Genomic DNA, 6,338 nt, shown 5'->3' with positions numbered 1-6,338 from the left:
TCGACATTGGCTTGCTCTTTTCCTCACCTCGAGATTCCGGGTTCGATGCTGCGCATCGCCCCGGAATGACGGAGTGCCGATCACACGCGCTCGATGATCGTCGCGGTGCCCATGCCGCCGCCGATGCACAGCGTGACCAGGGCGGTGGCCTTGCCGGTGCGCTCGAGCTCGTCGAGCACGGTGCCGAGGATCATCGCGCCGGTGGCGCCCAAGGGATGGCCGAGCGCGATGGCGCCGCCATTGACGTTGATCTTGTCCTTGTCGATCTCGAACGCCTGCATGTAGCGCAGCACGACCGAGGCGAACGCCTCGTTGAGCTCGAACAGGTCGATATCCGACTTTGTCATGCCGGAGCGCTCGAACAGCTTCTCGGTCACGTCGACCGGGCCGGTCAGCATCATCGCCGGCTCCGAGCCGATATTGGCGAACGCACGGATCTTGGCGCGGGCCTTGAGGCCGTACTTCGCGCCGGCCTCCTTGCTGCCGAGCAGCACCGCGCCGGCGCCGTCGACGATGCCGGACGAATTGCCGGCGTGATGCACGTAGTTGACGCGCTCGAGCTCGGGGTGCGACTGGATCGCCACGGCGTCGAAGCCGCCCATCTGCGCCATCTGGGCGAACGACGGCTGCAGCTGGGCCAGCGACTGCATCGTCGTCGAGGGACGCATGTGCTCGTCCTTGGCGAGGATGGTCAGGCCGTTGATGTCCTTGACCGGCACGACCGATTTGTTGAAGCGGCCCTCTTCCCACGACTTCGCCGCACGCTGCTGGCTCTGCACGGCGTAGGCGTCGACGTCGTCGCGCGAGAAGCCGTATTTGGTCGCGATCAGGTCGGCCGAGATGCCCTGCGGCATGAAGTAGGACGGCACGGCCATCGAGGGATCCATCGGCCACGCGCCGCCGGAGGCGCCGATGCCGACGCGGCTCATCGATTCAGCACCGCCGCCGATGACGAGCTCATGCTGGCCGCTCATGATCTGCGCGGCGGCGAAGTTCACCGCGTCGAGACCGGAGGCGCAGAAGCGGCTGATCTGCACGCCCGGCACGGCCTCGCCGAGGCCGGCGTTCAGCGCGGCGAAGCGCGCGATGTCCGAGCCGGCCTCGCCGACGGGATCGACCACGCCGAGCACGACGTCATCGACGGCGTCCTCAGGGATGTTGTTGCGGTCCTTGAGCGCCTTCAAGGGCACGGTGGCGAGCGCAAGCGCGGTCACCTCATGCAGGGCGCCATCGGACTTGCCGCGGCCGCGGGGAGTACGCACGTGGTCGTAGATAAAGGCCTCAGGCATCACGCCCTCCTCATCTGGTCCAGTTTGTCGTTGTCAGCATAAGGCGAAGGCCGGCACGTCGTACGCACCGGCCTTCGCTCCGAAATCAGAAGGCTTCCGCCGGCAGCTCCATCACGGTCGCGCAGCCGGCCTGCAGGCGGGCGAGATGCGCCGCCGTCTCGGGCAGCACGCGCTCCATGAAGAAGCGGCCCGTCACCAGCTTGGTGGTGAGATAGGTCGAGCTGTCGCCGGCCGCAATCTTGTCCTGAGCGACCTTGACCATCCTCGCCCACATATAGCCGAAGGTGACCAGCGCAAAGAGATGCATGTAGTCGGTCGCGGCGGCGCCGGCATTGTCCGGCTTGGTCATCGCGTTCTGCATCAGCCAGGTGGTGGCCTGCTGCAGATGGCCGAGCGCCATCGACAGCGGCGTGATGAACGGCTTCATCGCATCGTTGCCGCCGTGCTCCTTGGCGAACGAGCCGACCTCGGCGAAGAAGGCCATCACGGCGCGGCCGCCGTCGCGCGGCAGCTTGCGGCCGACGAGATCCAGCGCCTGGATGCCGTTGGCGCCCTCGTAGATCATCGCGATGCGGGCATCGCGCACGAACTGCTCCATGCCCCATTCGGCGATGTAGCCATGGCCGCCATACATCTGCTGGGCCTGCACGGCGTTGGCGAAGCCCATGTCGGTCATGTAGCCCTTCATGACCGGGGTCATCAGGCCCATGTGGTCGTCCGCGGCCTGGCGATCCTTCGGATCCTGCGAGCGGTGCGCGACGTCGCTCTTCAGCGAGGTCCACACCACCATCGCGCGCGCCGCCTCGTTGAAGGCGCGGATCGACAGCAGGGTGCGGCGCACGTCGGGATGCACGATGATCGGATCGGCGGCCTTGTCCGGCGCCTTCGCACCCGTCAGCGAGCGGCCCTGGATGCGCTCGCGCGCATAGGCGACCGCGTTCTGATAGGCGACCTCGGACTGCGCGAGACCCTGCACGGCGACGCCGAGTCGGGCCTCGTTCATCATCACGAACATGCCCTGCATGCCCTTGTTCTCTTCGCCGATCAGCCAGCCGGTGGCGTTGTCGTAGTTCATCACACAGGTCGAGTTGCCGTGGATGCCCATCTTGTGCTCGATCGAGCCGCAGGCGACGCCGTTGCGCGCACCCACGCTGCCATCCGCATTGACCAGGAACTTGGGCACCACGAACAGCGACACGCCCTTGATGCCGGCCGGCGCACCCTCGATGCGGGCGAGCACGAGGTGGATGATGTTGTCCGACAGGTCATGCTCGCCGGCGGAGATGAAGATCTTGGTGCCGGAGATCTTGAAGCTGCCGTCGTCCTGGCGCACCGCCTTGGTGCGGAGCAGACCGAGATCGGTGCCGCAATGCGGCTCGGTCAGGTTCATGGTGCCGGTCCATTCGCCGGACACCATCTTCGGCACGTAGGTCTTCTTCTGCTCCTCGCTGCCATGCACGATGAGGGCGGCGGTCGCGCCCATGGTCAGGCCGCCATACATCGCGAACGCCATGTTGGCCGAGCACTGGAATTCGTTGACGGTCTGGCTGAGCGTCACCGGCAGGCCCTGCCCGCCATATTCGGTCGGCGCCGACAGGCCGAGCCAGCCGCCTTCGGTGAGCTGCTTGTAGGCCTCCTTGAAGCCCTTCGGCGTGGTTACGCTGCCGTCGTCATGCCGCTTGCAGCCTTCGAGATCGCCAACGCGATTGAGCGGCTGAAGCACCTCTTCGGCGAGCTTGGCGGCTTCGCCGATGATCGCCTCGCGGACGTCGGCCGAGGCATCGGAGAAGCCTGGCAGGTTGTCGTAGCGGTCGATCTGGAACACGTCGTTGAGCAGGAAGGTCACATCTTCCACGGGGGCTTTGTAGATCGGCATCGGCGTCTCCGGCAGGAAGGCTGAAGGTTCAGACTGGGAATTTGCGGACGCGGCAGGCAATGCAGGCCGCGGACTGTAGCGGATTTCTCGAGGTTTGCGGCAGCCGTGACATTGCGGCTGTCGGTCACGTCACCACGGCTTGCTCACGACGACTTGCTCATGGCGGCGAGCTGCTCACCCATCAGGCGGTGCAGCAAATTGATCGCCTTGAGCGGGCGCACCATCACCTTGAAGTGAGTAATCAGGCCGGCGTCGTCGAACGTGATGATGTCGACGCCGTTGAGCTTGATCCCTTCGATCTCGTTCTCGAATTCGAGCACGGCGCCCGTGGCGTTACGCCACTCCCCGACATACTTGAATCCTGGACCGCCTAAGACTTTCTCAGCACTCGCGAGATATTTGAAGGTGATGTCGCGGCCTCGCTGCGGCGTATGCACGACAGGACTTTCGAACACGGCGTCGGGATGCAGCAGCTCCCGCAAAGCGCCGAGATCGTGAGATCTCATATAGCCGTACCATCCATCGAGGCCGGTCTTTGTCATTGGGCGTCTCCTCGGGGCGGAACAGGCCAGCACCACAACCACCCCATATGCACATTGACGCATATGCGCCAATGTGCATAATGTCAAGCGTGGAGCGGGGCAGACCAAGATCAGAAAAACGGGAGCAGTTTCCGGCCATGGCCCTCGGCGACGCCATCCTCGCTTGTCTCACCGAACATCCGATGACGGGCTACGAGCTCGCCAAGACCTTCGACTCCTCGATCGGCTTCTTCTGGAAGACCGACCACCAGCAGATCTACAGGGAGCTCTCCCGGCTGCGCGACCGCGGTTACATCCAGGGCCGCGAGGTGGTGCAGACCGGCAAGCCCAACAAGCTCGTCTACACGCTCACGCCTGAGGGCCGCGCGGCGTTCCGCAGCTGGGCGGCGCGGCCGAGCACGCCAGCCTCGACCAAGGACGATCTCCTCGTCCGGCTCTACGCGCTGGGCGCGGCCGACATCGCGCCGATCCGGGCCGACCTGATGGCGCGCCTGGAACATCACCGCGACCGCGCCGAGCGCTACGACCGCATTCTCAAGAAGCACTATGCCGACGGCAGCGTGGCGCCGGCCGACATGGGCAAGCTGCTCAACCTGCGCCTCGGCTTGCGTCACGAGCGCATGGTGGCGGAATGGTGCGAGGAGGCGATCACCGCGTTGTCGGCCATGTCAGGCACCGGCAGCGTCCGGCCGCTCGATGCCTCGTCGCGGGAAAATGCCGGCTGATGCGCGTCGTTCGCTAGGCGCAAAACTTCTGACCGCGCCGCCGGTAAACTTAACTCGTTATTTACCGTAAAAGTCAAAAGTCGGGATCAGTAGCAGGCGATCTGCGCGGATTCCGATCATGCTCGCTTCGGGACGCGTGGGGAGGCTGGAGGCGCTTGGTGGAGCGCTGGAAGCGGAACCGGACGAGACATGAATTCGCGCGTACCGTGGAGTAATGAAGGCATCGACCCGTCCGTCCGTGAGAGGGCCGAGGCCGCGGCGCAACGCGCCGGCATGACGCTGAACGACTGGATCAATTCCACGCTTGGCGCATCCGCCCCGCCGGACTTCCGCGGCAGTGCGCCCCCGCGCAGCACGCCGCCGGTGCATCGCGATGCCCGCGAGGTCGCCGACATCCACCAGCGGCTCGATTCCATCGCCCGCCAGATCGAGCACATGTCGCGCCCCGGCGCGCGCAAGGACGCGCCGCGCGACGAGCAGGGCGTTGCCCGCCAGCTCAACGATGCCATCTCCCGCCTCGACGCCCGCCTGTCGCAGATTTCGACGCCGCTGCGCAAATCGGCTCCCGAGGAACGTTATCGTGGCCCCGACGGTGTGGAGCGCGCCGCGGCGCAGCTCTACCGTCCGGCTCAGCCGCTCAGCGCCGGCTCGTTCGACGTCGCGGTGGCCGAGATCAGCGCCCGGCAGAGCGAGCTCGACAATGCCCGGCCGTTGCCGCCGCATCAGGCGCCGCCGACCGCGCCCGCGATGGCCCCGGCCACCGCGCCGTTGATGACACCGCCTCCGGCACCCGCCCCCGGGCCGGATTTCTCGCAGCTCGAACGGCACCTGCTCAAGATCACCAGCCAGATCGAGGCGCTGCATCGCCCCGACGACGGCATCGAGCAGTCGATCGCCGGCTTCCGCACCGAGCTCGCCGAGATCCGTCTGACCATCACCGAGGCAATGCCGCGGCGGGCGATCGAGTCGCTCGAGAACGAGATCCACTCGCTGTCGCGCCGCATCGACGAGAACCGCCAGAGCGGCGTCGACGGACAGGTGCTCGCGGGCATCGAACGCGCGCTCACCGACATCCGCGAGGTCGTCGGCTCGCTGAAGCCGGCCGAGCAACTCGCCGTCTATGACGAGGCGATCCGCAATCTCGGCGCCAAGCTGGACCTGATCCTGCGCACCAATGACGACCCCGGCACGGTGCAGCAGCTCGAAAACGCCATCACGGCGCTGCGTGCGATCGTCGCGAATGTCGCGTCCAACGACGCGCTGGAGCGGCTGTCGGACGATCTGCGCCAGCTGTCGTCAAAGGTCGACCAGGTCGCGCAGGTTCGTGACACCCACGACTCCTTCCACGATTCCTTCGCCGCGCTCGAGCAGCGCATCGCCGCGCTGACCTCGACCTTGGAAAGCCGCGAGCTGCCGGCTCCCGCACCCGACAACACGGCCCAGATGGAGGACGCGTTGCGCGGCCTGTCGGACCGGATCGACCGCCTGCAGGTCGGCAATGACGGCTCGTCAGCCATCGCCCATCTCGAGCAGCGGATCAGCTATCTGCTGGAGCGGCTGGAGGCGGCCAACGATCCGCGTGGCGGCAACATGTCGCGCGTCGAGGACGGCCTGCAGGACATTCTGCGCTATCTCGAGCGGCAGCAGGCGACGTTCGCTGCGTTGTCGGAGAGCCGGTCGCAGCGGGAGGCGTCGCAGGACGCCGGCCTGGTCGACATGGTCAAGCGCGAGCTGTCCGACATCCGCTTCAGCCAGACCGAGACCGATCGCAACACCCAGGACTCGCTGGAAGCGGTCCACAACACGCTCGGTCATGTGGTCGATCGCCTCGCGATGATCGAAGGCGATCTGCGCAACGTGCGCGCGACGACCAGCCAGCCGGCGGTCCTGCCGCCGCTGGCGCCGG

General features: G+C 66.3%; 4 protein-coding genes and 1 pseudogene. 2 read left to right on the top strand and 3 right to left on the bottom strand.

Annotation, left to right across the window (positions count from 1 at the left end):
* Window positions 1-80 precede the first annotated feature (80 nt).
* The 3 genes from BRAO375_RS28510 to BRAO375_RS28500 all read right to left on the bottom strand — a co-directional run bounded on the left by BRAO375_RS28510 (window position 81) and on the right by BRAO375_RS28500 (window position 3,707).
* Window positions 81-1,289 carry an acetyl-CoA C-acetyltransferase gene (locus BRAO375_RS28510; RefSeq protein ID WP_009030900.1) on the bottom strand — a complete coding sequence of 403 codons (1,209 nt, stop codon included), beginning with the start codon at window positions 1,287-1,289 and terminating at the stop codon, window positions 81-83.
* Window positions 1,290-1,374: 85 nt separating this feature from the next.
* Window positions 1,375-3,165: an acyl-CoA dehydrogenase C-terminal domain-containing protein gene (locus tag BRAO375_RS28505; RefSeq protein WP_009030899.1), complete on the bottom strand. Its 1,791-nt coding sequence runs from the start codon at window positions 3,163-3,165 to the stop codon at window positions 1,375-1,377.
* A gap of 143 nt (window positions 3,166-3,308) precedes the next feature.
* On the bottom strand, window positions 3,309-3,707 hold the full coding sequence (locus BRAO375_RS28500) for a nuclear transport factor 2 family protein (RefSeq protein WP_009030898.1): 399 nt from the start codon (window positions 3,705-3,707) through the stop codon (window positions 3,309-3,311).
* A 137-nt stretch (window positions 3,708-3,844) separates the two neighbouring features.
* Here BRAO375_RS28500 and BRAO375_RS28495 point away from each other — a divergent pair, with 137 nt between their 5' ends.
* Window positions 3,845-4,432 (top strand): PadR family transcriptional regulator, encoded by a 588-nt coding sequence (locus BRAO375_RS28495; protein WP_009030897.1) that lies wholly within the window; start codon window positions 3,845-3,847, stop codon window positions 4,430-4,432.
* A 189-nt stretch (window positions 4,433-4,621) separates the two neighbouring features.
* Window positions 4,622-6,338, top strand: a pseudogene (locus tag BRAO375_RS28490) (hypothetical protein); the annotation flags it as partial.

The organism is Bradyrhizobium sp. ORS 375 (assembly GCF_000239775.1).
GTDB lineage: Bacteria > Pseudomonadota > Alphaproteobacteria > Rhizobiales > Xanthobacteraceae > Bradyrhizobium.
The sequence above is the reverse complement of the archived record's forward strand: the minus strand, read 5'-3'. Positions and strand labels throughout refer to the sequence as shown.